This is a genomic window from Dolichospermum sp. UHCC 0315A (genome assembly GCF_008121535.1).
GTDB classification, from domain to species: domain Bacteria; phylum Cyanobacteriota; class Cyanobacteriia; order Cyanobacteriales; family Nostocaceae; genus Dolichospermum; species Dolichospermum lemmermannii.
The window spans coordinates 1,193,752-1,218,864 of sequence record NZ_CP043056.1 but is presented as its reverse complement, the minus strand read 5'-3'; the positions used below and the strand labels follow the sequence as shown (position 1 = coordinate 1,218,864).

16 protein-coding genes and 1 pseudogene are annotated in these 25,113 nt (G+C 37.2%); 11 read left to right on the top strand and 6 right to left on the bottom strand.

Translation table 11 applies throughout. The annotated features are described in order from the left end of the window. The first annotated feature begins 196 nt into the window (after positions 1 to 196). Positions 197 to 1,414, top strand: a complete 1,218-nt coding sequence (locus BMF77_RS05585; RefSeq protein WP_148761287.1) for a glycoside hydrolase family 10 protein — start codon at positions 197 to 199, stop codon at positions 1,412 to 1,414. 133 nt (positions 1,415 to 1,547) lie between these two features. Here BMF77_RS05585 and BMF77_RS05580 read toward each other — a convergent pair whose 3' ends face one another. Then, the gene (locus BMF77_RS05580; protein ID WP_148761285.1) at positions 1,548 to 3,035 is read right to left on the bottom strand and encodes a site-2 protease family protein; all 1,488 of its coding nucleotides are present in this window, start codon (positions 3,033 to 3,035) and stop codon (positions 1,548 to 1,550) included. A 335-nt stretch (positions 3,036 to 3,370) separates the two neighbouring features. Next, on the bottom strand, positions 3,371 to 3,628 hold the full coding sequence (locus tag BMF77_RS05575) for a hypothetical protein (protein ID WP_148761283.1): 258 nt from the start codon (positions 3,626 to 3,628) through the stop codon (positions 3,371 to 3,373). Positions 3,629 to 3,912: 284 nt separating this feature from the next. Between BMF77_RS05575 and BMF77_RS05570 the strand changes: the two genes are divergently transcribed. The 7 genes and pseudogenes from BMF77_RS05570 (at position 3,913) to BMF77_RS05540 (ending at position 17,434) form a co-directional block, all read left to right on the top strand. Further along, positions 3,913 to 5,517 carry a peptide ligase PGM1-related protein gene (locus tag BMF77_RS05570; RefSeq protein WP_148761281.1) on the top strand — a complete coding sequence of 535 codons (1,605 nt, stop codon included), beginning with the start codon at positions 3,913 to 3,915 and terminating at the stop codon, positions 5,515 to 5,517. 33 nt (positions 5,518 to 5,550) lie between these two features. Then, positions 5,551 to 7,911 (top strand): 7TM-DISM domain-containing protein, encoded by a 2,361-nt coding sequence (locus BMF77_RS05565; protein ID WP_168204402.1) that lies wholly within the window; start codon positions 5,551 to 5,553, stop codon positions 7,909 to 7,911. 211 nt (positions 7,912 to 8,122) lie between these two features. Beyond that, positions 8,123 to 9,805, top strand: coding sequence for a serine/threonine-protein kinase (locus tag BMF77_RS05560; RefSeq protein WP_148761278.1), 1,683 nt, complete (start codon positions 8,123 to 8,125; stop codon positions 9,803 to 9,805). 189 nt (positions 9,806 to 9,994) lie between these two features. Continuing rightward, on the top strand, positions 9,995 to 11,296 hold the full coding sequence (locus BMF77_RS05555; protein ID WP_148761276.1) for a P-loop NTPase fold protein: 1,302 nt from the start codon (positions 9,995 to 9,997) through the stop codon (positions 11,294 to 11,296). A 48-nt stretch (positions 11,297 to 11,344) separates the two neighbouring features. Further along, entirely contained in the window at positions 11,345 to 16,516 is a 5,172-nt protein-coding gene (locus BMF77_RS05550; RefSeq protein ID WP_148761274.1) for a tetratricopeptide repeat protein, read from the top strand. 458 nt (positions 16,517 to 16,974) lie between these two features. Further along, positions 16,975 to 17,073 (top strand): annotated as a pseudogene (locus BMF77_RS05545) (Na+ dependent nucleoside transporter N-terminal domain-containing protein); the annotation flags it as partial. A gap of 163 nt (positions 17,074 to 17,236) precedes the next feature. Continuing rightward, a complete protein-coding gene (locus BMF77_RS05540) occupies positions 17,237 to 17,434 on the top strand; it encodes a proteinase inhibitor I4 serpin (protein ID WP_148761272.1) in 198 nt (65 codons plus the stop codon). A 19-nt stretch (positions 17,435 to 17,453) separates the two neighbouring features. Here BMF77_RS05540 and BMF77_RS05535 read toward each other — a convergent pair whose 3' ends face one another. After that, positions 17,454 to 18,614, bottom strand: coding sequence for an AI-2E family transporter (locus BMF77_RS05535; RefSeq protein WP_148761270.1), 1,161 nt, complete (start codon positions 18,612 to 18,614; stop codon positions 17,454 to 17,456). A gap of 163 nt (positions 18,615 to 18,777) precedes the next feature. Here BMF77_RS05535 and BMF77_RS05530 point away from each other — a divergent pair, with 163 nt between their 5' ends. Then, a complete protein-coding gene (locus BMF77_RS05530) occupies positions 18,778 to 19,158 on the top strand; it encodes a hypothetical protein (protein ID WP_148761268.1) in 381 nt (126 codons plus the stop codon). Positions 19,159 to 19,408: 250 nt separating this feature from the next. Beyond that, positions 19,409 to 20,833, top strand: a complete 1,425-nt coding sequence (locus BMF77_RS05525) for an LCP family protein (RefSeq protein ID WP_148761266.1) — start codon at positions 19,409 to 19,411, stop codon at positions 20,831 to 20,833. A 147-nt stretch (positions 20,834 to 20,980) separates the two neighbouring features. Here BMF77_RS05525 and BMF77_RS05520 read toward each other — a convergent pair whose 3' ends face one another. Next, positions 20,981 to 22,111 carry an extracellular solute-binding protein gene (locus BMF77_RS05520; RefSeq protein WP_148761264.1) on the bottom strand — a complete coding sequence of 377 codons (1,131 nt, stop codon included), beginning with the start codon at positions 22,109 to 22,111 and terminating at the stop codon, positions 20,981 to 20,983. Positions 22,112 to 22,817: 706 nt separating this feature from the next. Here BMF77_RS05520 and BMF77_RS05515 point away from each other — a divergent pair. Continuing rightward, complete coding sequence (locus BMF77_RS05515; protein ID WP_148761262.1) at positions 22,818 to 23,165, top strand: hypothetical protein; 348 nt, start codon at positions 22,818 to 22,820, stop codon at positions 23,163 to 23,165. On the opposite strand, the gene cobT is transcribed toward BMF77_RS05515, so the two are convergent. Further along, positions 23,162 to 24,262, bottom strand: coding sequence for a nicotinate mononucleotide-dependent phosphoribosyltransferase CobT (cobT, locus tag BMF77_RS05510; RefSeq protein WP_148761260.1), 1,101 nt, complete (start codon positions 24,260 to 24,262; stop codon positions 23,162 to 23,164). The two genes, BMF77_RS05515 and cobT, sit on opposite strands and share 4 nt — an antisense overlap. Before the next feature lie 139 nt (positions 24,263 to 24,401). Next, the gene (locus tag BMF77_RS05505; protein WP_148761258.1) at positions 24,402 to 25,112 is read right to left on the bottom strand and encodes a DUF2232 domain-containing protein; all 711 of its coding nucleotides are present in this window, start codon (positions 25,110 to 25,112) and stop codon (positions 24,402 to 24,404) included. Position 25,113: the final 1 nt, after the last annotated feature.

The following is a 25,113-nucleotide window of genomic DNA, read 5'->3' as shown; positions in this document are numbered from 1 at the left end:
ATTTTAAGATAATTATTGAATTTATCAAAGATTGTTTAGGAACAGTTACTTATTAGAAGAGCCTTTCAAAACTATCTCTTGTTATAGACTAGAAGTAGATATGATTTCCAAATTAATCTTTTTCTTCCTTTGCGTCTTTGCTCCTTTGCGTCTTTGCGCGAAACACTAAATTTAACAACCCAAAATCGTATAACCAATGAAAAAAATATCTCTAAAATCGCACCGTCAAACTAAAAAACTAGGATTTTTAGCAACTATGATGGCCGTGAGTATGATTGCATTCTTCATGCTATCATTCCCCTTAAATGCTCAAATTCCTAAATCCACAGAATTACGGGGAGTATGGTTAACAAATATTGATAGTGATGTTTTATTTGAGAGTAATCGCCTAAAACAAAGTTTACGAACATTACAACAACTCAACTTTAACACCGTTTATCCCGCCGTCTGGAATTGGGGATATACCCTTTATCCTAGCAAAGTCGCAGCCAAAGTCATTGGTAAAGCAGTAGACCCTACCCCCGGACTGCAAAAGCGAGATATGCTCAAAGAAATAGTCACCGAGGGACATAAACAAAATTTAACAGTAATTCCCTGGTTTGAATTTGGCTTTATGGCTCCTGCTGATTCCCTCCTTGCTAAAAATCGTCCTAATTGGTTGACAAACCGCAGAGATGGCACAAAAATAGTTAAAGAAGGCATCCATAACCGAGTTTGGTTAAATCCCTTTCGTCCCGAAGTGCAACAATTTATCCAAGATTTAATTATAGAAATAGTTAAAAACTATAATATTGATGGGATTCAATTTGATGATCATTTCGGCTTACCATCAGAACTAGGATATGATACCTACACCATAGCATTATACAAAAAAGAACACCAAGGAAAACTTCCCCCCGCAGACTTCAAAGATCCAGAATGGGTAAATTGGAGAGCGAACAAAATCACCGACTTTATGAAACGAGTCTTTACAGCAATTAAAGCAAATAAAAAAGATTGTATCGTTTCCGTTGCGCCTAATCCCCAGCGTTTTTCCTACGAATACTTCCTTGCAGATTGGCAGAAATGGGAAAGAATGGGAATAATTGAAGATTTAGTTTTACAGATTTATCGAAATGATTTAAACGTCTTTATCAGCGAATTAGAATATCCCGAAGTCAAACAAGCCCAAACTCATATTCCCGTCAGCATTGGCATTTTAAGTGGGTTAAAAAATCGTACAGTTCCCATGGAACAAATCAAAACCCAAATAGAAAAAGTACGAGAGCGAAAATTTGCTGGTATTTCCTTCTTCTTCTACGAAACCCTCTGGAACATGAGCCAAGAAAAACCCCAACAACGCCAACAAACATGGCAAAAAATATTCCCCACACCCACAAACTACCCCAACCTATTAGCAGATTGGAAACCCTAGAAAATTGGTAAAGAAAATCTGGCGTTGCAGAATTAAAGGATGAAAGTGAAAAATTTAAAAGCATAAACTTTGCGCCTTCGCTCCTTTGCGCCTTTGCGCGAAACATAATTAATTCTATGCAACGCCAAAATTCCTAACTACCGATACCCAAACGCCCAGCTAAAGCAGGAGTCAAAGGTAAAAGAGTAGCAATCATTAAAAACAAAGCCAAAAGACATAAAGCCGCCCTAGCATCATCTGGTTCACTGATTTCATTCAAACTAGGACGTTCTAAATCCCGTTGTAAAAACAAAATCACAATTGCCCAATACATAGCCAGAGGATTACCTAATGATACGATAGCCAGTAAAACTATCGTCGCAAAAGTGGTTCTCCCTGAGGTTTTGCGTCCATAAATCGCTTGCACAATCCTCCCCCCGTCTAATTGTCCAGCGGGCATTAAATTCAAAGCTGTTATCACTAATCCTAACCAACCAACAATTACCAAAGGATGAATATTCACCAACGGAGATTGTAAAGCCGAACCGAGGACAACCCGTGCCAAGCTACCGACTAAAATTGAACCTTGGAAAAACTGATTGGGTAATTGAAATAAACTGCCTGGGTGGGACAGTAGCAATCCTATTACCAGTAATAGTAAGGAAGTAATCCCCCCAAAGGCAGGTCCAGCCAAAGCAATATCAAATAAAGCATTCCGGCTAGGGACAAGGGACTCAAACCGAGTAATTGCCCCAAAAGAACCAATTTGCACCGCTGGTAAAAAGAACGGCCAACTTAATTTAACTTGGTGACGACGCGCTAATAGCCAATGTCCAACTTCGTGAGAGATCAAAATTACTAATAAACCCAAGGCAATAGGTAAGGTTTCTGCAAAGCGTTCGGGGTTACTGAATAAATCGAAATTTTGTAATATACCCCCCACTTCTAAGCTAGTAGCGATAGTTGCTATCAACAAGATCACCGCAAAAGCTTTTTGTGCTAACTGGGTGCGTTGGGGGTCTGTGCGGCTAGGGAGAACAATCATCACAGGTTTACTGTCAGTATCTTCTACCAAAAACAGCCGATATTTATCATCTAACCGTTCTTGTAAAGTTTTCGTCAGTCGGTTGTGAACGGCTTCTGGTTCTCCGCGCAAGTTGCCTTTAAAAACTACTCCTTCTTGGTAGGGAATAGTTTCGGTGGCAAAAAATGTGTCAATGCCGAAAATGCCTCTAATTAGGCTTAAATCTGCTTCAGGTATGGGAGTTGGTGCTAATTGCAGTTCTGATACTACAACTGAACTGTCTTTATCACCTTCGCTTGCAGTTTGGGCAGCGAGTCGCTCTGTTGCCCGTTGTTTGAGAATAGCATCTTGTCCCGCGTCCCGTAATTTTCTACCCAGGAAAATATACAATCCAGCGGAAGCTACAACTAAGAACAAGATACCAACGATGTTGATATAAATCCCAGCGGCAAATAATCCAAAGAACAAAAGCCAGGGAGTCATTAAAACGAGGGATTGTAACCAGGCTAAGATGCCTAGTTTACCAAAAGGTCTGGCGCGATAAAAGCCCCAGCCTAAAATGCCGGACGCTATCAGCACAATGGCTGCAATTATAGGAGTTTCCGATGAAGTCAACATCTCTAAACCTTTGCTATTGAGACCGAAGCTAGTACCGCAGTGCGGAATTAAAAATTAAAAATTAAAAATTAAAAAAGCAGATTACACAAGCTTTTGTCAAATTTTTAATGGTTGATTGACTTACGCCGTTGTGTACTAGTACAAGTCTGTTTTTCTATATATTTTACCATTTTTGAGGATAAAATCAATAAATAAGTTGATTTGTTTTCTGCTCAAATTGCGCTATGTTGTGGTGACACTACACGCAGTTATCAGGCTTTAAGTAATATTCTTTTGTCAAAGAATTGACAAAGTGCAATTTTTATGATTTGAAAATTCGCTACAAAAGGACAGTATCAAAGTTCTGATGCTGTTTCAGGGGCAATAATTTCTCCAGCACCCAGTTTTAACATTATATCCTGATCGGTAATCAATTCTTTGAGTTCTTTAACTTGCAAATTCATTTTTTCACAAGCTTGGCGTAATTCTTGAGCAAATGTATTAATATCATCCCCATAACCACACTGACACGCAGCGGTTTCTATTCCCTGGTTAGCATTTGCTCTAGCACAATCTACTAATTCTGTATCATGTAATGGTTTTGAAGATACCATAAGTGGATTTTTTAGTATTTATCTATTCCCATTTCGGGATTGTATTAGTTATTAAATATTTATTCATCTCTCTTTAGTCTGAAGTTTTTAGTAATTAATATGGCAATCGTTTGTGTGGTGGACTGTAATTTTTTTTTAACGAACCGCAGAGGCGCAGAGGTCGCAGAGGTGGAGAATGAAGAGATGGAGATTTTTATATTTAACAAAACGATACATTTACAATCTTTATTTGCACTCTCTCTTGGGGTATATATTAGGTAAGGAAGTAGTATGGGTATGGGGATATGGTGACACTAAATATTGATGATTTTCAGGAAGTTGATAAATTTCGGAGTTTACAATTAACTTTACGCGATCGCTGGAAAACTAGCGAGTTATTCGATAATAGTGAAGCGGATATTTTAATTATTCCTTCTTTGAGTATAGATCAGCGGGAATTGCTCAAGGTGGAAGGCTGTGAGCATTATGAGGAAAGGTTACTTTTTTCGTTAATGCGGTTACGAAATCCCCGCACTAGGTTAATTTATGTGACTTCAATGCCGCTTCATCCTAGCATTATTGACTATTATCTGCAATTACTTCCTGGTATTCCTTTTTCTCATGCTCGTCATCGGTTATTATTACTTTCTACTTATGATTCTTCTTTAAAACCTCTGAGTCAAAAAATATTGGAACGTCCTCGCTTATTAGAAAGAATTCACAAGGCTTTGCGCTTAGATAAGGCTTTTATGGTCTGTTATAATTCTACTTTTTGGGAATCGGAATTATCTCTAAAGTTGGGTGTACCTTTATATGCTGCTGCACCAGATTTACAAATTTGGGGAACAAAAAGCGGCAGCAGACAAATTTTTAAAGAAAGTGATGTCCCTCTTCCCGACGGTAGTGAGTTAGTCAGAAATACCAAGGATCTAGCCAATGCTGCGGCTGATTTGTGGGAACGTCAACCCACATTACAAAGAATGGTAATTAAGTTGAATGAAGGGTTTTCAGGAGAGGGAAATGCACTCTTAGATCTAAGACAAATAATGGATTTTGCACCGGGAAAAGCTGATCATATTCACAGGGTAGCAGCTATTAGCGATCGCTTTCTAAATTTACGCTTTCAATCTTTACAAGAAACCTGGGCAAATTTTTCCCAGCGCATTCCCGAATTAGGGGCAATTGTTGAAGCTTTTATCGAAGGAGAAATCAAAAACTCTCCCAGTGTTCAAGGCAGAATTACACCCAATGGAGAGGTAGAAATTATTTCTACCCATGACCAAATTTTAGGCGGTCCAGACGGACAAATCTATATAGGTTGTCGTTTTCCTGCAGATGCAAATTATCGCTGTGAATTACAGGAATTAGGTTTAAGAGTTGGTAAAAAATTAGCAGAGAAAGGAGCTTTGGAAAGATTTGCAGTTGACTTTGTGACTGTTGATAAAGGTGATGGTAAATGGGATATTCAAGCCATTGAAATTAACCTTCGTAAAGGGGGAACAACTCACCCATTTATGACTTTAAAATTCCTCACTAATGGTCGTTATGATTTATCCACGGGTTTATTTTATAGTCAACAAGGTAGACCAAAATATTATATTGCCACAGACAATTTGCAAAAAGCTAGTTATCAGGGATTATTACCTAATGATTTAATGGATATTATCGCCCACCATAGACTACATTTTGATAGTGGCACGGAAACAGGTACGGTATTTCATCTCATGGGTTGCCTTTCCCAGTTTGGTAAATTGGGATTAACAAGTATTGGTGATTCTCCCCAGGAAGCCCAAGACATTTATCACAAAGTTATTGAAGTTCTTGATCAAGAAACTAGCAGCGATTATACTAATCGTGCTATGTTTTCTGATGACAATTTTCCTCTAACTGGAGATGGATATAGTTGTTAAAATTTTGAGGGTGCTATGTTACAAATATCACATATGTATAAGCAACTGAACTTACCTAAGTATTCTATAATTTTATTATGGTTTTTATTATCATTGATGGGAGTGGTAATGTTGTTGGGAACGTTCCCACCTAATAACACTAATAATCCCTTAGAAACAAGCAATACCGTAGTATTACATGATCAACAAAAACAATATAAATTAGGGAAATATCTGGAAATTTTCCAAGATCCAACCCAACAGTTAACAATAGCAGATGTTAGTCAACAGCCACAAAAATTTACCCCCAGTCAAACAGATATCCCGAATATGGGCTTCTCTAAATCTGCAATTTGGGCTAAGGTAAAGTTACAAAATCATAGCACTGTCACCTCAGAATGGTATCTTCAAGGCGCACCTAATAATGTGGATCAGGTGGAATTATATATTCCTCAAGGAAATACCTGGATTAAAAAACAAATTGGTCGCTTACTGCCTTTTTCTAATCGTGAACTGTCAGATCGTAAGCTTATATTTATCCTCCCTTTAGCTGTAGATGAAGAAAAGACTATTTATTTGCGATATACCAGTCAGGGAACTATAGCCATTGATGTCATTCTCTGGACACCTCTTGCTTACTATAAAAGTAGTTCTACCCAGCAACTATTACTGGGTGGATTTTATGGGATTTTATTGAGTTCTGTAATCATAAATTTACTGCTGGTTTGCTTATTAAAAGATGTTGTTTACCAATACTACGTTCTTTTCCTAATTGGTCTGACTGGTCAGTTTTTTATCAGATATGGTTTGGCCTTCCAATATCTATGGCCAGAATTTCCTGGATATAACATTCCTGTTTTATTAATATTTCTATGCATTATTCTAGTAGGCTGTTCCAGCTTCTTTATCTCATTTTTGCAAGTGCGTGTTTATAGTCATCAACTCTACAAACTCATGAATTGGTTTCGCTGGACTAGTGTGGGATATACTTTATTTAATTGGTATTTTCCTGTTCGTAATAGCATCATTATTATTATGTTGTTGTTGATAATTATGTCTATAGTGATTATTTATGCTAGTTTCTACATCTGGTCTAAAGGTTTTACTCCGGCTCGATTTGCTATTTTAGCATTTAGCTGCTTTTTATTAGGTATAGCTATGTTGTGTGCTACCTACCTTGGTTGGTTATCTGTCAATCCATTGACTGAAGAATTTATTCGTCTTGAAGTAATTGGCTTATTATTTTTTTTAGCCATAGCTTTAAGCGATCATATTAATTTACTGAAAGAACAACGCAACGAACTAGCATCAGAACAACAAAAACTAGCCATGATAGTGGAAAATAGTTCAGAATTTATTACTATTACTAATCTTAATGGAGAAACAATTTTTATGAATGATGCGGCGAAGAAAATGATCGGTTTAATTAGTGAAAATTATGATTCAGAAATAAATATATTGCATTATCTTTGTCCAGAGGAGCGAAATTTATTTGAATCACAGATTTTGCCAACTGTATTAGAAATAGGAAGTTGGGAAGGAGAATTAAAATTTTGTAACTTGAAAACAGGAACAATCATTTATAGTATCGCTTATTTTTTATTAATCAAGGATCAGCTAACAGCAAAAACCACTAGTTTAGCATCTATTATTAGGGATATATCTCCAATTAAACAAGCTAAAAATGAGATAATTGAGGCACTAGAAAAACAAAAGGCTATTAGCGAAATGAAATCGCGCTTTATGACAATGTCATCCCATGAGTTTCGCACACCTCTAACCATTATCTCCTCATCTACAAGCATTTTACAAAACTTTGGCGATCGCCTCACTTCAGAAAATAAACAGGGACACCTAGAGACTATCCAAGAAACTATTACTCGGATGATTCAACTTCTAGACGATGTCCTCACTATCAACCGCACCGAAGCTGAAAAAATAGAATTTAACCCAGAATTAAGTGATATAATTGCTTTCTGTCATGATCTCAAAAAGAAAATAGAAACTACTTGTCAGCACCATACCATTGACTTTTCTTGGAACTTAGGCGCAGGAGTTACAGACAGTTCTCTAATTGTTAATTTTGATCAAAAACTCTTGCATCAGATTCTGACTAATTTACTGACTAATGCCATTAAATACTCACCTGGAAAAACTTTAGTTGATTTTAATTTAACAAAAGAAAATGACCAACTGATCTTTAAAATCACCGATAGTGGCATCGGTATTCCTGAAAAAGATCAGGTTAATTTATTTACATCTTTTTATAGAGCCTCTAACGTCGGTTCGATTTCTGGCACAGGTTTGGGATTATCCATAGTGAAAAAATGTGTAGATTTGCACAAAGGCAAAATTATCTTAGATAGTCAAGTAGGACAAGGAACAACATTTACAGTAATTATTCCCTGGGAATAGTAAAAACTTATTAACCGCTTAATTATACTCCAATGATTAACATTAACGCTAACAATACAAATACACTATGCTAATCATGTGTTAACATTAAGCATAGGTTGAGCATTATGGAAAATAGTTAATAACTTGATTTTAAATGCTCCAAAGCCGATAATTAGTAGTTGTGAGAATTGATTGAGTATTTTTGATATTTTAATCTTTAAAAGCCTTAATGGACGGTTGCTTCTCGGTTCACTGCATAAATCCCCATTGTCAACGTCCCTATCCTCAACCCTGGGGAAACAAATTCTGTAACAGTTGTGGCGCACCGCTGCATCTGTTAGATCGCTATTTCTCTCTTAAACCTCTCGGTGCGGGGGGATTTGCCCAAATTTACACAATTTGGGATGAAAAGACACAGACAGAAAAAGTGCTGAAGGTGCTGGTAGAAACCTCACCTAAGGCGCTGGAATTATTCAAGCAAGAAGCGGAAGTTTTAAGTAGTTTCCGTAACTCTGGCGTACCTACAGTTGATGCTGACGGATATTTTCAAATTAATTTGGTTAACCCTAAACCCCATCAATTACCATGTTTGGTGATGGAAAAGATTAATGGCTACACTTTAGAGGAAGTATTAATAAATTCACCTCAAGGTTGTTCCGAAGATTTGGTAATAGGTTGGTTTATTCAAGCTGTACAGATTTTACAGGAATTACATAAACGCCAAATTATTCACCGAGATATAAAACCTTCTAATTTAATGTTGCGTACTTCTACACCCGCAACCCCTGGGAAGGATGATAAATTGGTGCTAATTGATTTTGGCGGCGCTAAACAATTTAGTGGTTCAGTTTTGCGATCGCATCCCACATCTACACGCTTGTACTCCTCCGGTTATAGTCCTTACGAACAAATTCGCGGTGGTAATGTTGGCCCAGCCGCAGATTTTTATGCTTTAGGACGGACTATAATTCAACTACTAACAGGTAAGTATCCGCCAGACTTAGAAGATAGTCTGACAGGTAAATTACGCTGGCGTAATTACCGACAGATTAAATCAGATTTAGCGGATTTAATTGATGAGATGGTACAGGATGATGCAAAATTGCGTCCAGCGAATGCAGTTATTATTCATAAGCGATTAATCAAGATTGCTTCTTTACGTCCACACAAGGGGTTACTGATCAGCGCAGGTTATTTTGTCGTAACATCAATTACTGATATTACTCAATTCATAAGTAATACTACTGTATTTATAATTGAGGGAATATATAAATTTTTATTAGCTTGTTTGGCGACTGTTTGGGTAATGATACTGACAAGTATCTGCGCCGGAATCGGGACTATAATTGGTTTTGTCCTGGCTTACCATACCAGTTTAGGCGATCGCTGGCTAGAATTACTAACCTATCCATTACCAACATTAGTCCAAAAACAACCTTATATAGCCGCAGAAAGTATAGTTTATGGTTTTGCAGGTTTGGGAACAGGTTGGGGATTAACCTTATCAGGCTGTTTTGGACAAAAGCGGCGGTTTCTGATCACAGCTTTAATGGGTTTCATTGGCTACAGTTTAGGCTGGGTAGCTTGTCAATTCATCACCACTCCAAATCCGGCGGAAAGCTTAGTCACATGGATTTTAATCTCACTTCCCCTCTTAACCCTCGGCTTAGGTCTTCGCAGTCATCAAATCGCTTATGCTGTCATTGCAGGTTTAGGAAGCGCCAACCTCATAGCCATTTTCGTGGGTTTAGGATTGGGACTGCATTTATTCCATTTTTCCAGTCAACCACAAGGGCTTGATGTATTTTCACCCATAGGTTTTTTTAGTTTAGTGAGTATCTTAATTAGTTTTTCCTTGAGTATAAGCCATTACCTAGTTGTCCCTTGCTTACGCTGGTTAGGTTGGCGATAACAATTAAAAATTCTTGAAACCCTTGTAGAGACGTTCCATGGAACGTCTCTACGATCTTTTTAGGAGATGTCTTTTGTAATCCCCCTAGTGGAATATTTTTATTTTTATATAAGATTCCTACGGGCAAAAACAATACTAAAATAAAGATAATACCCTAAAACACAGCTTTTTGCCCAGTTTATCACTAATATGAGTAATACCAATTTTTGGAAACCTGCCTACCAGCGATTCAAACCAGAAGAACCTCTGGCTACATCTGAAGAGTTGCAAAATTTCTACGTCCCCAGAGATAATAGTCCTGTAGACCAGCTTGTTAGTTTATTGGAAATGGAAGATGATCCAGCAAAATTTTTACTGGCGGGTCATCGAGGTGGCGGTAAAACTACTGAACTGCGACGACTAGAACAAAAATTAGCGAATACACATACTGTTATTTGGATAGATACCCAAACAGCGTTAGATAGATATAACATTGGTTATGCTGAAGTTGTAGTATTGATTGGTTTGCAAATTGCACAGCAAGCTATTAAATCTAATTGGTTATTCAAAAAAGATAAATTATTAACAAGACTACAAGACGCACTCAAAACTGTAGTTTATCAAGATAAAGGTACTCAAACTGAAGGTTTGGGAATGCCAGAATTTATTGAAAAAGCAGGATTAATTCTCAAACGTGGCTTAACTAGAGAAATCACTAAAACAGTTAATGTCCGTCCGAAATTAACGGAAATTATTGATAGCGTTAATGAGATTATTCTCACGGCTGAAAAAGAAAATCAACAAAAATTATTTATTATTGTTGATGGTCTAGATAGACATGATTTAGTTACGGCTTTGGATATGTTTTCCAGTTCATTGCTGACAGAATTAAGCTGTCATATTATCTATGCAATTCCCATTGCTTTGCGATATTCACCTAACTTTCGGCAACCAATGGAAAGCTTTCAAAAATGTTTGGATTTGAATAATCCTCCCGTTTTTGAATGTGATCAGAATCTATGTCCTACAAATAACCCTGATCATATAGGCAGACAAACTCTCGTGAATATAATTAATAAACGTCTCGATAGCTTAGGCTATGATTATCAAGGTTTATTTACACCTGATGCTTTAGAACTGATTTGTGAAAAAAGCGGTGGTGTGATTCGAGATTTAGTGAGATTAGCGCGGACTGCTTGTGAAATCGGACTGCGAAAAAGATTGAAGTTAGTAGATTTGGACACTGCAAAATCAGCAGTGCAAGAAGTTCGCAGAGAATATAATTTAGATGATTATCAATATCCCGAAATTCATTCAGTACATATTACTGGAAAGTTAACCTCTAAAACCCATAGTTTACCACAAAAAGGCGAATTTATTATTTGTGATGAGCTTTTACAAAACAAACTCGTTTTGGGTTATTACAATTCTAGACAAAAATCTTGGTTTGATATTAATCCTATTTTGATAGAGGATTTACAACGTTGGCAAGAAGCTAACAATTTTCTGTAAAAACGTGACTATTTTGGAAAGATTACTAATTATCAACTGGTACTAACTATGCTTTCTGATGACTCCAATTATATTTTGACCGAAGCTGATAAAGAAGAATTAGAAAAATTAGTCAGCATCTTAGAACTTTCTAGTGGGACGACAATTATTTTTGCTATTACTCCAGAGAGTAGTCCTCAACATTTGGTTGTGCAACAGCTACAAGAAGATTTAAAAAAATGCGAAGAAAAATTTACTTTTGACAACTTTTTTTATAGTGAAAATTCTTTTTATAACTTCTTATATAGTTTAGATGAAAATGTGCAACCAGAACGCAAATTAATCATGGCATTTGGTCTTGATCAATTGCCTACAGATAGATTAGTTAGAGAAATGCAGCGTTTAAACTTAGGACGAGAAGAGTTATTTGGTAGAAACTTAATATTAATTTTTTGGTTAAATCAAATAAACTTTCTAGATGAATTTCGTCAGCGTGCGCCGGATTTTTGGGATTGGCGAGAAAAGGTAGTACAATTTGAAACTCGTAATCCTTTACTTTATATTTATTTAGAATGGTTAATTGCTGAAAACTCCTATCTCAAAATGAGTGGGGTAATGCAAGTAAATCGTCAAGTTGATATTTTCCTTGACCAGATTTATGTTTCTCTGCAAGCACAACGACGACAAGAAATCATTGATACTTCTGAAACTAGAGAAATTGAAGCAGTAACTGTTTTAAAATCTCCCTCTAATTTTAGTAGAGGTAAAGGAACAGGAATTGATTTCGATGATAGGGATGAAACTGAATATTATCAACCTGTACGAGAAAAAATCACATCTATATCTAGTACCAAAACCATTACAGAAAAGGTTGAATTATCCCAAGCGGTGCGACAAAATGCTTATAGCGTAATTTTAGGCGCTCCTGGTGCGGGTAAAACTACTCTTTTACGTTATTTAGCTCTGCATTTTGCCACAGCTAAAAGGGATGATCAAGAAACGGTAATTGGTGGGGAAGCAAAGGAAGATTTAGGAAAAACTCTCCTGCCTATTTTCTTTCGTATTGCTGACTATGCAGAGAAACTAAAACAACAACCAAATTTAACTTTAACTGAATATCTACGCCAATTTTATCGTCAGTGGGAAGCTCATTTTCAAACACAAGGAAAAATGGGAACTGAGGGAGCAACATTTTTATTAGATGCTGCTATGAGTGAAGGAAAATGCCTAATATTGCTAGATGGTTTAGATGAAGTGTTTGACCAAGAAAGCCGGAGACAAATTGTAGAATCTATTAATCAGTTTGTTAATGATTTTTCTAATAATAAATATGTAATTACTAGCCGCATTGCTGGTTATCGTGATGTGCAATTAAGCAGCCGTTTTGCTGAATATATGATTGAAGATATGAGCAGCGAAAAGGTAGAACAGTTTTTACATCGTTGGTGTCGCACAGTAGAAAAAGCACAACAACCAGATGCTAATGAAGAACAAATAGAAAGAAAAGGAAATGAGCAAGCAGCAAATATTTTAAACGCAATTCAAGAAAATGAAGGTGTAAAACGTTTAACAGCAAATCCCCTATTGTTAACTATTTTGGCACTGATTCACCGCAATGGGGAACGTTTACCTAACCGTCGGGTGAGGTTATATGAGTTAGCAGTGCAAACTTTGATAGAAGATTGGCAACTTAGTAAAAAATTACCAGATGCTCCAAAAGTCGTATTAAGAGAAACTGAAGTAGTTGAACTTTTAGCACCTTTAGCATATTGGATGCACGAAGAAAAGCCTTCTGGTTTAGTAACAGAAACGGAGGTACAAGAACAACTAGCAACCAAAATGGCAGAACTAAATGATGCTGAACCAGAATCAGATTTAGTGCGTCAAGCTGTGGGAGAATTTTTGCGGAAAGTGCGAGAAACAACAGGTTTATTTGTGGAACGCGCACCTGGTGTTTATGGTTTTATGCACTTGACTTTTGAAGAATATTTTGCGGCTCGTTATATTGCAGATAATGACCAAAGTAAAATTCAAGAACTAATTCAACAACATCTCCATGAACCACGCTGGAATGAGCCAATTTTGTTATCTTTAGGGTATTACGGAATTCATCTGCCTGGACAAGTTAAGAAATTAATAGATCAATTATTTAGTAATTTACAAGATTATCAACCTCTACTACAACATGGCGAGATAAAAATAAAAATCTCTGTTGCTGATAATACAAGTATTACTTACTTAAAAGCAGAAGATGATTCAGCAGAAATATTAAAGAATGTAGAATTTAATTTGCAAGATTTATTTTTTGCAGGACAAGTTATTGCTGAAGTTGAAGTTAGTAATATTTTCCGAAAAAATGTTATTGAAAAATTAGTTATTACTTACATTGGTATAGATGATGATTTTGACAATGATCTAATTAAGCAACTTTTGCGAACATTACGGAAAATTGAGCTATTTTATCAAAAAGGTGAAGCCATAGCCAAATTAACAGAAGTAGCTAATAATTTAAGTCTATCTCAAGAAATGCAGATTAAAGCGAAAACAGCTATTTTGTATGTTGCTTGCGGTCAATCAGTAGGATTAGATAATTATGTAACAAAAATTGTTAATCAATTAGAATCTTCGCTTTTTGATAGTATTAGAAATTTGGTAAAAGAACTGGGTGAAGAAATGACCCCTAACCTAGAAATTAGCCGTCAATTTCATAATCATGATAAAAATTGTTCAATGGCATTAATTTTTATCACTGCGATGTCTTATGTAAGAAAAGAAAATTATGATGAAGCAATTAAAATTTTTGAAGATATAGATCAAAAATTAAATAATAGTCTTAAATCATTCGTTTATTGGTCTTTGGCTATATGTTATGAAGAGAAAGAAAATTATGAAAAAGCTAATGAATATTATGATAAATGCAAAATAGCTGATGATAATCTATCAAATACATCATTTGTTTTTTGGAGAAATTGGGGTTGGTGTCAGAAATCAAATAACAAATATGAACAATCACTTGATTACTACCAAAATGCACTAAATATTATTAATAAAATTCAACATTTCAAATATAAAGCAAGCTGTCTTTTCAGTATAGGCAGAGTTTATCAAGATTGGGAAAAATACGAACAGGCAATAAATTACTACGAACAAAGTCGGGAACTTTATCAACAATTAGGTAAGGAAAAAAATGTAGCTAATCAGTGGTATTGGATAGCTGATTGCTATAGAGAATGGGGAAAATATCAGCAAGCTGTTGATTGTGAAAACCAAGATTTAGCTATTCGTCAGCAGTTGAATGACCAAGATAGAATTGCTCTTGCTTACTATCAGCTAGGATGGATTTATCAAGGTTGGGGTAAATACGAACAGGCAATAAATTACCACGAACAAAGTCGGGAACTTTATGAACAATTAGATAAAGAGAAAGATGTCGCTGATTCGTGGTATTGGATAGCTGATTGCTATAGAGAATGGGGAAAATATCAGCAAGCTGTTGATTGTGAAAACCAAGATTTAGCTATTCGTCAGCAGTTGAATGACCAAGATAGAATTGCTCTTGCTTACTATCAACTAGGAAGGATTTATCAAGGTTGGGGTAAATACGAACAGGCAATAAATTACCACGAACAAAGTCGGGAACTTTATGAACAATTAGATAAAGAGAAAGATGTCGCTGATTCGTGGTATTGGATAGCTGATTGCTATAGAGAATGGGGAAAATATCAGCAAGCTGTTGATTGTGAAAACCAAGATTTAGCTATTCGTCAGCAGTTGAATGACCAAGATAGAATTGCTCTTGCTTACTATCAACTAGGAAGGATTTATCAAGGTTGGGGTAAATACGAACAGGCAATAAATTACCACGAACAAAGTCGGGAACTTTATGAACAATTAGATAAAGAGAAAGATGTAGCTAATCAGTGGTATAATCTGGCTGATTGCTATAGAGAATGGGGAAAATATCAGCAAGCTGTTGATTGTGAAAACCAAAATTTAGCTATTCGTCAGCAGTTGAATGACCAAGATAGAATTGCTCTTGCTTACTATCAACTAGGAAGGATTTATCAAGGTTGGGGTAAATACGAACAGGCAATAAATTACCACGAACAAAGTCGGGAACTTTATGAACAATTAGGTAAGGAAAAAAATGTAGCTAATCAGTGGTATAATCTGGCTGATTGCTATAGAGAATGGGGAAAATATCAGCAAGCTGTTGATTGTGAAAACCAAAATTTAGCTATTCGTCAGCAGTTGAATGACCAAGATAGAATTGCTCTTGCTTACTATCAACTAGGAAGGATTTATCAAGGTTGGGGTAAATACGAACAGGCAATAAATTACCACGAACAAAGTCGGGAACTTTATGAACAATTAGATAAAGAGAAAGATGTCGCTGATTCGTGGTATTGGATAGCTGTTTGCTATAGAGAATGGGGAAAATATCAACAAGCTGTTGATTGTGAAAACCAAAATTTAGCTATTCGTCAGCAGTTGGATGATCAAGTAAATATTGCTGATGCTTATAAACAGCTAGGAAGGATTTATCAAGGTTGGGGTAAATACGAACAAGCAATAAATTACCACGAACAAAGTCGGGAACTTTATCAACAATTAGGTAAAGATGAGAATGTAGCTACACGGTTACGACAAATTGCTAACTGTCAAGTTTTATTAGCCAAAAATACCGCAAACACAACAGAAGTTACTGAATTACTGAAACAAGCTGAGAAAAATATCCACGAAGCTATAGAAATCAATACTCTAGGACAATGTCAAGAAAATCTTGCTTACGATTACACTAAACTCAGTTTACTTTACTCAGCACATTTACATCTTTTACCTGTTGATAACTCTTTAATACCAGGAAAAATTGGTTTATTTGAGGAATACTATCACAAAGGCTTAACTTATTTTGATGAACTGGGACAAATAGTAAATAAGGCCGAAGAAGCTTTAGATATAGCTCGTGTTTACCTAGAGGTGGAAATTCTAGAAAATCTTAACCGGAGCGAAGAAATGGCTCAAGAATGTTTACAAGTCTTTCAAGATTACAACCGCCAAAAATTGACAGCTTCAGCATACAAGCTGTTAGGGGAAATTCACCTGAAACGGACACAGCAAAATCAGCCTGATAATCAAGTTATTGCTCATCAGTTTTTAACTCAGAGTTTGCAAATCTATCAAGATTTAGATTTACAGGAAAAAGCTGGAGAGATAAGCATGATCCTGGATAATGTATAATTCATTACTTATGATTATCAATAGACACTTGGTGAGAATTAAATGTGTGTGGTTTGAAACCCTTGTAGAGACGTTCCATGGAACGTCTCTACTTTTTTACCAGATGTCTAATTATCAGTTCCCCAAAACACAGATACCCCTGGTTCATTTTTGTTGTGAACCAGAGGTATCTCATAATTGGTAGACTATAAATCTTTCGGTATACTGAAGTTGAAACCAATATACACTCTTTATTCCCATTTGCATAGTTCTGTAATAACAATTTATTTAAGTTTTGTATACTTTTAATTATTTCTTTATATTTAAGATTAATTAAGCCAGCAAATATCCTGTTTTTCTTCCCTTGTACTAGCAGCATTTTGGTGATAAATACCGCCTAAATCAGCTAATTCGGCACTTAATGATCGGAAATTAAGTTATTCTGAAGCTTATTTGCAAAAAATATGGAAACATTGAATATGGAACGCGCTATTTCATTCTTAGGCATTTGTGTTTTCATCGGTATATGCTACGCCCTGTCCGTGAATCGTCAAGCTGTGCGTTGGCGGACAGTCGCCTAATGATGCCTTGCTGTTGTCCTAAGGGAACAGGGAACAGTTGTTACCAAAACTGTAACGATTGAGGATTTATGAATCTGTGGATGAGATAGTGAACAATTAGTACATTAGCAACGTCTTTTGCAATAGACACCCGAAAATCTGGAGTAATTGAGGTAAAAGGATGAATTCTATCACAACCAATTTTCTGCAACGACGTTATGGAGTAAGTTTGGGCAGACGTTATGTTTTAGCAGCCGCTGGTGTTATGCTATTAGGTGCGTTTGCTTATTCCCCGATAGATAACAGCAATAACGTCTTTACTAGATCTCATCTACCCAATACAGAACTAGGCTTTTTACCGGACGATAATCTACTTTGAGAGCAGTAGGATGAGTATGTCATGAAATACTCAAAGAATTATTAGGCTCTATTTTTGGAGATGCTTCTGGTGTCATAGGTGTGGCTATATCATCCAGAGAAGAGTCTTCTGGATCAAGACTCAGTGCTGAGGGGCGAATAGCACTGATGATGCTTTTAATGACAACAGCGCAGGGGACAGCCACAATTACTCCTAAAAGTCCGCCAATTCTCGCTCCAGTTAAGACAGAAATTAAAATCCAAACGGGGTTTAAACCCGTAAAACTGCCTAAAATTCGGGGTGCAATCAGATTCTCGAGAATTTGCTGCACAATTACGGCAGCTATTAAGACCCTCACCCCCATAGAAACATCTTGGAGTGAAACCAAAGAAGTTGTCAAAGCGATACCCACAGAACCGCCAAAGGGAATAAGTGCCATGACTCCAATAGTTAACCCAAATAATAGACCAAAGGGAACTTTCAGCCATAAAAAGGTAGGAATCAGCGCGGAAGCCATGCAGGTTGATAAAATTAATTGGGTGATAAAAAAGTTTTGAAAGCTTAAACGGACTGTTTTGGAAAAGGGAGCGCGAAATTTAGAAGGTAGCCATTCTACTAAACTTTGCCAAAGTTCACCGCCATGCTGTAATAAATAAAACGTTAATACCATTGTTAGTAGGAAATCCAACAAACTGGTAACAGTGATCACGGCTAGATTTAGCACCTGTCCAGCTATGGACTGTAATTGTCCTTTGACGCGATCATTGATTTGTGCGGCTAAAGCATCTAAGTTAATGGGTAAACCTACACTTTCTGCCTTGCCATTGAGTATCATTAATTGTGAACGTCCTGAATCAATTAAGTCTGGTAAACGCGCCACCAGTTGTTGGGCTTGAGTCAGGGCGAGAGGAAACAGAGTGACACCTAGAGCTAATAAAATGGATAATGCTAACAAAAATACGAGGATGGCTACTTGCTCTCGTTTTGCTCCGTGATTTTCCATCCAACTTACGGGATAGTTGAGTAAAAATGCTATTACCGAAGCTCCGACTAAAATAACGATCAGGGAGTGAAAATAATTGAAAATTGCGGCAATAGCCCAACCATTGAGAACTAATAACGGTGCAAGTAGCGCGATCGCTAAGTATCTCGCTATAGGTGTCAATGTTTGCCACCAATTGAGTAGCTTACGTGTTTGCATTTTTAGGTAATTACACTATAGAACTAAATTAATTTCTTCTTGACAAAGTATTAATCCCATGGAAGTTGGTCATTGGTAATTGAAATTGTTAATTGCCCCTACCTAATTAGCAACTTAGGTTATTATCTCTAACTTAATGACTATTATTCACCATCTCTAGTTTATGATCACATCAACCACTATGGATAAATTGCCAGCAAAAGATACAGATATCTCAAAAACACAACTTATTTTATATTTGATTCCCATTATCGGCTTTTTTCCCTCGCTGTGGACTCTCTACCAGCGTCAGGGTAGCCGGCAACAAGTTACTGCCAGCCGTTTATCTATTACCTTGGCCTTTATCTGGATGTTAGGTTATTTATTGTTAACTACTGGAGCAGCAACAGATTTTTTGACACTGCGCTTGTTAATTCTCAATAGTTTTCTGACTTCTGGTTACTTTTTAGTCAGTGTTTGGTTGATTTTCCGGGTCATTCAAGGCAAATCTTCCCGTTTACCAGGATTTAGCAACTTGGCAGAGCGACTATGGCATAAGTATTAAATAGCAAATCGGAAAATCATAGAAATTATCGCAGCCCGTTACAGATTGCCGGAAGTATAAATTTGAAATCAAAATCTCAAGATTAATAAAAAGGCTTTCACCCCTAACTCCTGGTTTGTGAATTCTGTTGTATATTCGGAGGTTTATTATAGCAAATTTGATGAGAAGTTAGCTATTATAGTCTGATTTGTTGGGGATGTATTGAGTCGGCAAATTTACTTTATTTAAAATCGTAGGTGAGAGGAAGTCTGTGACTAGTCAAAAAACATCAGCAGCACAAAAAAGAGCCGCAAAAGCTAAATATAAGGGTAAAGGGCAAAATTACCGCCCATCAAAATTAGGACGGTGGCTATGGTTTGCGGTGGGTATGGGTGGGATTGCCCTAGTATCTGGACTTGCAGGGGCGTTGTTGGCGGTTTCTTGGGAAAGTACGCCTTTGCAACAAGCTCAACTCAGTCCCCAGGAGGAAGCGGTATTTGATGGGGATAGTATTTCTGGCAATGGGTTACAATTTTCCCAACTAACTCGTCCTGTTAATATCCTGCTAATGGGGATGAGCGTACTGCCTCCAGATGTCCAAAACCCCCCTTCTGACAGCAGAAATCTGAGTTATTTACCCCAAATTAATTCTTTTGACGGTCTTTCTGATGTCATGCTGTTGATCAAGTTTGATCCAGAGACAAAAAAAATAGTCATGCTTTCTGTGCCTAGAGATACCCGTGCAGAAATTGAAGGGTATGGAGTGAAAAAAATTAATGCGGCTAATGCAGAGGGTGGACCAGCGTTAACGGCGAAAACCGTTAGTAATCTTTTAGGTGGAGTAGGAATTGATCGCTATATTCGTATTAATGTTTTGGGCGTTAGTAAGCTAATTGAAGCTTTGGGGGGAGTGAATATTTATGTCCCCAAAAACATGAAATATCGGGATGATTCCCAGCATTTATACATTAATTTAAAAGCGGGTCAACAACATCTCAATGGTGAACAGGCATTGCAATTACTCCGCTATCGTCATGATGAACTGGGAGATATTGGTCGAATTCAGCGCCAGCAAATGGTGTTGCGGTCTTTAATTGAACAGACTCTGAACCCGACAACCATCGCCCGATTACCAGACATTCTCAATGTTGTTAAAGAAAATATTGATACCAACTTATCTATTGAAGAATTAGTAGCGCTGGTTGGTTTTGGCTCAAAAATCAATCGCTCGAATATGCAAATGTTAATGCTACCTGGACGCTTTAGCGACAATCATGAGTTTGATGCCAGCTACTGGGTTCCAGATGGGCGGAATATTGCGAAAGTAATGACGCAGCATTTCGGTTTAGAAGCGAAGACGGCAGAAATATCATTTGCTGAACCTAGTCATCTGCGTGTATCTATTCAGGATAGTACAGGGAACAATCGCTCTCAATTGCGTCCCCTAATTAGAACATTGGAAAAAGCTGGATATAAAAATATCTTTGTCTCCAAACCCTGGGGACAACCCCTGGATATAACTCACATTGTGGCACAACAAGGAGATGGAGATAGTGCCGAATCAGTCCGTAGTCTCTTGGGATTTGGGGAAGTACGCGTAGAAAGCACTGGTAATATCGGCTCAGATATTACTATCCAGGTAGGAAAGGATTGGTTTCAAAACCAGGCTATTTTCCAAAACTCCACCAGTCCGTAAGCCCTATTGATTACAAACATCTTTACTGAACTTAAAATTTCACAAAAGTCAGCAGTTATGGATTAGAGTCCAAAGAGACAAAATCAGCAATTATCCTCAAGAATGAATCATTAAAAGCAAAGTTGGATTCCGTTCTTCTTGCCAAAATTATGATTGTTTGATCTTGATGAATAAATCTTCATACTCTTTCATGACTGCTGGAGGTAAGGGGAGTATAAATTCACTTTTGGCCAGAATTTCAGCATCAGTTAAGAATAAATTCTGTAACTGTTTCTGAATATCCCCTACGACCATAGCATTGTCCACAGGAGAATTGCTTTTAGTTAGTAAGGCAATTTGTTTAGAGGTATTGGGTTGTAAACAAAAATCTAACCATTGATATGCTAAACCATCATTACTAACACCTGTAGGACTTACCCATAAATCAGTCCAAATTGCTGTTCCTGATTGGGGAACAACTGCGGCAAATTTTTGATAACGACTGATTACCGGAATAATATCATGAGACCAACCAACTGCTAACCAAGTATCCCCAGTAATTAATGGTTCTAGATAGTTTTGAGAATCATAGAATTTGACTTGTTGATTTAATGCTTGTAATTCTGGTTTTAGTGCAGAAATTTGCTTGATATTTTCCGTGTTATAAGATTTTCCTAATTTCTTCAAAACTAAACCAATTACTTCTCTGGGATGATTAAGTAAAGAAATCCGATTTTGTAATTCACTCCGCCATAAATCACTCCAATCTGTTGGTTTCCAACCTAATTGTTGAAACTTTTCTTGATTATAAATAATTACTGTATTCCCCCACCGATAAGGAACACCCCAAATTTTACCTTCTTGATCACGCTTAATTAGTTGTTGCCATTTTTCATTTAAGTTAGCTAAATTTTTGATATTTGTTGTTGCTAATGGTTGAATTAGTTTTTGATCAATTGCTGCTTGTAACCAATAATCACCCAAGGTAACTAAATTAGCAGTCGGTGATTTTTGATTTTGATTAAATGGTAAATAACGAGTCCATTCTTGCTGATTATTAGTTGGCGGTTGTTGCCAAGTCTGTAATAATTTAAATAACTCCTGAAGCTGATTCACTGGGGTAAATTTCAATTTTCCCCCTTGAGTTACAGTTTTCCGAAACTGATTAACTACCTGACCAGGAATAGAATTTTTTAATAGCTGTACATTTAAGGGGGGTTGCTGGTTTGTTCCGCATCCTGTGATCAATTGAGAAAGTGTTAAGGTACTTATACCCAATAAAAAAGATCGTCTGTCCATTGATTTTACAGTTGGTGAATATAGCCATCCTCAATCATAGCTTGAGTTTGATGGGGCAATTTTACATATTGAGCTAGAATAGATAAATAAAAATTTACCGCTTGCATCAGCACTGAAACCCAACAAATGCGTTGGGTTGTGCTGTCGCTTAACCCAACCTGCAAAAAATGGCTAAGGTATTGAAACAAGTTGACACTCTCAGGGAAGACAGCCACTGAGATTCTACTGACAGAATTAAATTAAGAGTTTAGCTCAATCTAATCTCGCTGCGACCGTCAAACGCCGCCTAAACGCTCAAAACAACTGCCAATCAAGGTGTCGAAATTGCGCTTACTTTTATGGTTTTCAGTGTTTTTAGAATCCATCACTAAGCCAAGACGCGGTACGCTCCACAACCTGCCATTACTCGCTCTTTCAAGTCAATACTGCCGTTAGGACTTAAACCTAACCGTTGTTTCATAGGAGCCGGAATTTCTCCGTACTAGGATGCTTCAACACGTAGATGTTTTTTGTTCTTACTCACAATTTAATTCTAACATACCACAGGGATTAAAATCCCTCGTGCCGTTTCCCTCTCAGGTCTAAAGACGCGCTCGTTTCCCACTTACCGCGAGGTCTTATGAAAAGTTAAATAATCCATAAGTATATCGAAGATCCTCAGTAAAGTGAATAACATAGAGACAATATTTTTTGGTGCAGGTATTAAATGGAATCTTTAGAAAAACAAATTCTTACGTTAAGCCAGAAAGTTGATGCTATCTATGAAGTGATTGAAAGGCTTGATATGCGGCTATCTCAAGCTTTGTCAGATTCATCTTTAGATAAGTTACCAGTCATAGAACATTATCTAGAAAAGAAACAGCCAGTGCCTGAGTTAAAAGAATTGAAGCATAAAGATATTTTGTTAGATGGTATTGTAGAAATGAATTATCAGACGACAGATAAACAAATAACACCAGAAATCCAAATTCAACGGCTAACAGCTCAGTTAACCGCTGCATATCATCGGATTGCTGCTTTGGAAGAACAGTTACTCAGACAGAGAGCTTATTAATTGCGGCTAAGTTCTTCAAGTTGGGCTTCAATAGCTGCTAATAATTGATTTTGTTGCCAATTTTGACTTAAAGAGGCAGCTATACAAGCCGCACCAGCACCAATACCTTCTTTGACAAAACCCCGTTCATAAGCTTGAAGTTGAGGATATCGAGAATTAGCAAAACTCAATTGTGTAGCTAACAAAGGAGGGATGCTATTTTTGTCTAAACTTTGGGCTAAATCAACTGTTGCACCTGTGGGATCTTCTGCTACCCAACGGGTTGTGCCGATGACAATTTCTGCGGGTTGCCAAGATAAAGAGTATGTGTGAGCGATCGCTTGAATTAAAGCATAAACTGCTAACATTTGTGTACCTCCACCCAATAATACCCCACAACTCCGACTCGCGGCGATCGCCATTCCTGCTACTACCACCTGCATAGGATCACCTACTGCGGCCACCAGTTCTAAAGGATCAACTGACGGGGGAATTTTTGCCAATCCCGCTTGCACCAAATCCCATTTCTGTCCGTGATTACACACAGGATGGCTACTATTAACTTTACCAACAGCATCAATGCCCAAACCAGTTAAAATTGCCAAGGCTGTTGTTGTGCCACCGACAACGCACTCGCTGAGAATTAAATACCCATGAGAACTTAATTCAGAACTTAATTGATCACCCCAACGCAATCCTTGTGCTAATAAATGTTTGACAGTATCTATATCCATAGCTGCACCCTGACTTAAACACTTCGCCGGCGCACCACCCAAATCAATTAATGGTACAGGTGGAGTATGGGGTAATCCCGCATTAAACAAGTACACAGGGATATTTAAATTAGCCACCACCGCCCGCGAAATCAGCACAGGAGAAGCCCCGGAAGTCAAAGGAGGGAGAGGGTACTTGGGTTGATGTTCAGCACCGTAATAGAGAAATTCTCCATCAGCACAAGCTGTATATTGGCGATCCTGTGGAGTCAACCCAGCGGCAGAAATACCAGGAATTAAACCCGTTTCTGTAAATCCCAAAATACAGGCAAATATAGGTAATTTACCCCGATAACGATGAAGCCATGCTTTGCCCTGGGGAACTTGTGTGTAAATATTAATCATATCTAAACTGTGATTTTTCTGATTTTTCTGATTTTCCTGATTAATTAATCATCTTTATCAAATTAATCAAAAAAATCATAGTTATGACTTTTACAATTAATCATCTTCATCAAATTAATCAAAAAAATCATAGTTAGGACTACTCATAATCCATCAACACTTGCAACCAATGAGGTGGACGGGGAATGGGATTTCCTAAGCGATCCAAAAGTAACAAAGCAGTAAGATGGACTATAAACAAGTAAATAAAATTATTAAGAACAATGAAAGCGATCGCTCCTAATTGAATTAATAATAAATTGGGAGTCATTAACAATTCCAACTTTAAAAAAATCCATTCAATAATTTCTGTCACTTGGTTAATCACATAAACCCACAAATCTTCCCCCGATAGCACAGACAAAAACCACAGCCGAAAAAACACCCCCATAGTCCCCAATAACGTCCCTAAAGTCATCGAAACAATCCAGGGGACACGACGATACCAAGTCACCCCCAATAGCACACCCATCAAGCCAAAAGGCATGACAAATAACAAACTGCGGACTGGACCCATCAACACAGACAACAGCAATCCAGAAGTCACCGCTGCCATCCAAGCTGCCCGTTTACCCCAACGTAAATAAACCAAAGCAATAGGGATAGGAAAAAATACCCGCAATACAGGACCCAAAGGAAAATAAAAATTAATAAACCAAATTAAACTCGCCGTACTTGCTAAAAAAGCCGTTTCCACCATCCTCAAGGTACTCTCAACTTTAAGAGGTTGGTACTGTAATTGACTTTGGGGAAGAGATTCAGGAGATGAATCTTTCTCTGGTTCTTCTGGGAGCAAATCAACAATACTCATG

What these genes read in the sequence shown, in the direction of transcription:
- BMF77_RS05585 (WP_148761287.1), top strand. Translation starts at nt 197, where the DNA reads ATGAAAAAAATATCTCTAAAATCGCACCGTCAAACTAAAAAACTAGGA.
- BMF77_RS05550 (WP_148761274.1), top strand. Translation starts at nt 11,345, where the DNA reads ATGCTTTCTGATGACTCCAATTATATTTTGACCGAAGCTGATAAAGAA.
- BMF77_RS05530 (WP_148761268.1), top strand. Translation starts at nt 18,778, where the DNA reads ATGATCACATCAACCACTATGGATAAATTGCCAGCAAAAGATACAGAT.
- BMF77_RS05535 (WP_148761270.1), bottom strand. Translation starts at nt 18,614, where the DNA reads ATGCAAACACGTAAGCTACTCAATTGGTGGCAAACATTGACACCTATA.
- BMF77_RS05555 (WP_148761276.1), top strand. Translation starts at nt 9,995, where the DNA reads ATGAGTAATACCAATTTTTGGAAACCTGCCTACCAGCGATTCAAACCA.
- cobT (WP_148761260.1), bottom strand. Translation starts at nt 24,262, where the DNA reads ATGATTAATATTTACACACAAGTTCCCCAGGGCAAAGCATGGCTTCAT.
- BMF77_RS05565 (WP_168204402.1), top strand. Translation starts at nt 5,551, where the DNA reads ATGTATAAGCAACTGAACTTACCTAAGTATTCTATAATTTTATTATGG.
- BMF77_RS05540 (WP_148761272.1), top strand. Translation starts at nt 17,237, where the DNA reads ATGAATTCTATCACAACCAATTTTCTGCAACGACGTTATGGAGTAAGT.
- BMF77_RS05580 (WP_148761285.1), bottom strand. Translation starts at nt 3,035, where the DNA reads ATGTTGACTTCATCGGAAACTCCTATAATTGCAGCCATTGTGCTGATA.
- BMF77_RS05560 (WP_148761278.1), top strand. Translation starts at nt 8,123, where the DNA reads ATGGACGGTTGCTTCTCGGTTCACTGCATAAATCCCCATTGTCAACGT.
- BMF77_RS05520 (WP_148761264.1), bottom strand. Translation starts at nt 22,111, where the DNA reads ATGGACAGACGATCTTTTTTATTGGGTATAAGTACCTTAACACTTTCT.
- BMF77_RS05515 (WP_148761262.1), top strand. Translation starts at nt 22,818, where the DNA reads ATGGAATCTTTAGAAAAACAAATTCTTACGTTAAGCCAGAAAGTTGAT.
- BMF77_RS05570 (WP_148761281.1), top strand. Translation starts at nt 3,913, where the DNA reads ATGGTGACACTAAATATTGATGATTTTCAGGAAGTTGATAAATTTCGG.
- BMF77_RS05575 (WP_148761283.1), bottom strand. Translation starts at nt 3,628, where the DNA reads ATGGTATCTTCAAAACCATTACATGATACAGAATTAGTAGATTGTGCT.
- BMF77_RS05505 (WP_148761258.1), bottom strand. Translation starts at nt 25,112, where the DNA reads ATGAGTATTGTTGATTTGCTCCCAGAAGAACCAGAGAAAGATTCATCT.